The organism is Clostridium sp. (assembly GCF_021443865.1).
In the GTDB taxonomy this organism is placed as follows: Bacteria; Bacillota; Clostridia; order Clostridiales; family Clostridiaceae; genus Clostridium.
On sequence record NZ_JABUTB010000036.1, the window covers coordinates 1 to 3,673 of the forward strand.

Below are 3,673 nucleotides of genomic sequence, written 5' to 3' on the forward strand. Positions count from 1 at the left end.
ATCTAACCTAATTATAAGGGTCTTTTTATATTTGTCTACCATAAGGGGATTATACTAAAGGGAGTTTTTTTTCATTCTTTAATTCTTTCATTTCTTCATTCTTTCATTTTTATCCCTTGAATATTTGCCTAGATAATAGCCATAGAGTATAATAAAATTATTATTTTTGTAATTATACAAATAAGTTTATATACCTTATTTTAATATAGGAGGAAAAATGGTAGTTTTAAGTTGTAAAGATATATCGAAAAGTTATGGTATACATGAAGTATTAAAAAACGTAACTTTTTCTATAAATGAAGGAGATAAGGTTGGTATTATAGGTGGAAACGGTGAAGGCAAATCTACTTTATTCAAAATAATATCTAAAGAAATCTCTCAAGATGATGGAGAAATATTTATAGATAAAAATAAAACTATAGGTTATTTAACTCAACATGTAGATTTAAATTTAGAAAACACAATTTACTCTGAGCTTAATTTAGTATTTAAAGAACTATTAGATATTGAAAATAGACTTCATACTTTAGAAATAAAAATGGCAGAGCCATATGATGAAAATAATGATAGTTATCATCAAAAAATAATTAAGGACTATACTACTCTTCAGGACCTTTACTCTAATAAAGGTGGCTATACATATAAAGGTGAAATATCAAGAGTATTAAAAGGACTTGGCTTCTTAGAAGAAGACTTTAACAAAGTTATTTCCACATTAAGTGGTGGGCAAAAAACTAGAGTTTCACTTTGTAAGTTATTATTAAGAAATCCTGATATTCTTTTACTAGATGAGCCTACTAACCATTTAGATTTAGAAGCCATTGAATGGCTTGAAGAGTATTTAAAAAATTATAAAGGAACTGTTTTAGTAATTTCCCATGATAGATTTTTCTTAGATACTGTAACTAATAATACTTTTGAAGTAATTAATGGTCATGTTAATTGCTATAATGTTTCTTATACTAAGTTCTTTGAACTAAGACAAAAAAACTATGAAAATCAATTAAAAGCATATAATTTGCAACAGGCTGAAATTAAAAGACAAGAAGCTATAATCGAAAAATTTAGAAGCTTTAATAGAGAAAAAAGTATTCGTGCAGCTGAAAGTAGAGAAAAAGCTTTAGAAAAAATGGAAAAGATAGATGCACCTGATAGAGAAAAAGAAGCTTCTAAAATAAAATTTGAAACTTCTGTAAAGAGTGGATATGATGTTCTTCATATTGAGAATTTATCAAAAAGCTATGGTGAACAAAAATTATTCTCAAATCTTAGCTTAGATCTTAAAAGAGGAGAAAAAGTTGCACTAATAGGTGAAAATGGTCGTGGTAAAACTACATTACTAAAAATAATATTAAATTTAGTTAAGCCTGATAGTGGGAAAACTGTTTTAGGAACAAATGTTAATTTAGGATATTATGATCAAGAGCAGTCAGACCTAAATTTAGATAAAAGCATAATAGATGAAGTGTGGGATGAATTTCCTAACTTAACTACATCTAAACTAAGAGGAGTACTTGCATCTTTTCTATTTACTGGAGATGATGTTTTTAAAATAATAAACACCTTAAGTGGTGGAGAAAAGTGTAGAATAAACTTATTGAAGTTAATGCTTTCAAGATCTAATTTATTACTACTTGATGAGCCTACTAACCATTTAGATATAATGTCTAGAGAAGCCTTAGAAGAGGCATTATTAAGTTATGATGGTACCTTGCTAGTTATATCTCATGATAGATATTTCTTAAATAAAGTAATAAATAGAATCCTTGAGCTAAATGAAGAGGGCGTAAAAGAATTCTTAGGTAACTACAGCTACTATCAAGAAAAAAAGATTAACCCAAATAGATTTGAAGTTCTTGAAGAATTAGCAAATGGTAAAACTAAAACTCAACTTAAGGAAGAAAAAAAGAAAAAGAAAGAGTTAGAAAAAGAAGAAAAAGCTTTAAAGCTTAAGCTAAAGAATATTGAAGAAGATATAGCTAAGAGTGAAGATAATTTACTATCTCTTCAAGAACAGCTTTGCCTTGAAGAAGTTTATTCAAATCCAGCAGAAAGTGAACGTGTAAGTAAAGAAATTAAAAGTATAGAAGAAAAGATTTCATTATTATATGAAGAATGGGAAAGCTTAGCTTAAGCTTCCCCATTTTTTATCTTTTACCAGTAGTACCAAATCCACCTCTATCAACATTTCCAAAGGATTCTACTTCTTCAAATTCTATTTCAGGCATAACTTCCATTATTCTAAATTGACCTATTTTGTCACCTTTTCTTATCCATGTACCCTTTTCCTTTGAGTCCATTCCTTTTAGACAAAATACAGGCATATGCCATTGATCGTTATCACCTATATAGGTATCATCCACCACTCCTAATGAATTAGTTTGAATTACTCCCCAAGTCTTAAAGGTTGAGCTTCTTGGTGCTAAATGCCCTTCCCATCCACTTGGTAGCTCTAAAGCAAATCCTAGTGGTATCATTGCTCTTTCCCCTTCATTAACAAATATATCAGCATTTGCATATACATCAATCCAATTTCCTTTAGATATCTTTTTTAATTTACTTGCACCTTCAAAATATTTTATTCTAAGTTTCATATGTATCTGCCCTTTCCCTATCTTCTATAGTTATAATTACAAATTATATTTTAAATTACTTAAAGCTAAAAATAAAGCTTATAGATAACTATTATTTTTCTCTATAACAACAATTATTAATTTATAATGAATAATTCATAATTAAAGAAGAAACCCCTTTCGGAGTTTCTAAAATAAATATATTTACTTTTTATAATAACCTGGTTTTATTCTATTAACTACTAAAATATTTGATTTCTTATTATTAGCATCTATTGTTACTTCATTCCAATTATAGTACTGTGGTTTTTCAAAAAATCTTCTATCTACAATTGCAATTACTCTATAACATCCATTTGCTAAGTTGTTAAATTCTACTTTTCCTAGTTCATCAGAAAACTTAGAATCGTAAAGTTTAGGAGATACTCCATTTAATAGGTATAGATTTATTCTTGCTCCTTTAATTTCTACCCCCTCTTTACTACCAAGCTTAGATAAAACTGTTATAGTTCCCTTTACTTCATTAACCTTCTTTTCTTCATATCTAGCATATACTGGATTACTATCAACTTTCTCTGTAACTATTCTTTCATTTTCAGCTGCATATTTTTTTTCTAGATTATTTTCTATTTCTGCATAAATATTATTATAATTTCTTGAGAATTCTTCATCTTCCCATGGATTTTTACTGCTTATTGTATTTCTTAAATTAGATTCTTTTACTTCTTCAATTACTTCTCCAATTACTACTCCAGTTGCAATAATCTCTTCATCTTCATGTTCTTCTACGTTATTAGCATTTTCTTTAAATTCAGCAAAATCCTTTTCTATTGAATTATTGCCATCATTAAAATTTATGTTATTACTTTCATCTAAAACTATAGGATCTCCCATCTCTTCTCCAATATTGATAAACAAATCAATATTACCATTTTCATCAGTTGTATATCTTTTATCTTCATCACTATGATATTGATCATCGATAACAATTTTCATTTTAACCTCCAAAGTGCAATATAGTTACATAATACGGTTCTTATATCTACTTTGTGATTAATTTTTATCTAAGTTATTAGAAAATTATTATATTAATTATTTCT

At 27.5% G+C, this 3,673-nt stretch carries 3 protein-coding genes; 1 reads left to right on the forward strand and 2 read right to left on the reverse strand.

Annotated elements, in window-relative coordinates; genetic code table 11:
- Positions 1-217: 217 nt before the first annotated feature.
- Positions 218-2,134: an ABC-F family ATP-binding cassette domain-containing protein gene (locus HUJ77_RS07955; protein WP_291708049.1), complete on the forward strand. Its 1,917-nt coding sequence runs from the start codon at positions 218-220 to the stop codon at positions 2,132-2,134.
- A 13-nt stretch (positions 2,135-2,147) separates the two neighbouring features.
- On the opposite strand, the gene HUJ77_RS07960 is transcribed toward HUJ77_RS07955, so the two are convergent.
- Entirely contained in the window at positions 2,148-2,594 is a 447-nt protein-coding gene (locus tag HUJ77_RS07960; RefSeq protein ID WP_291708050.1) for a deoxyuridine 5'-triphosphate nucleotidohydrolase, read from the reverse strand.
- Between the two features lie 183 nt (positions 2,595-2,777).
- Positions 2,778-3,569, reverse strand: coding sequence for a calcium-binding protein (locus tag HUJ77_RS07965; RefSeq protein WP_291708051.1), 792 nt, complete (start codon positions 3,567-3,569; stop codon positions 2,778-2,780).
- Positions 3,570-3,673 lie beyond the last annotated feature (104 nt).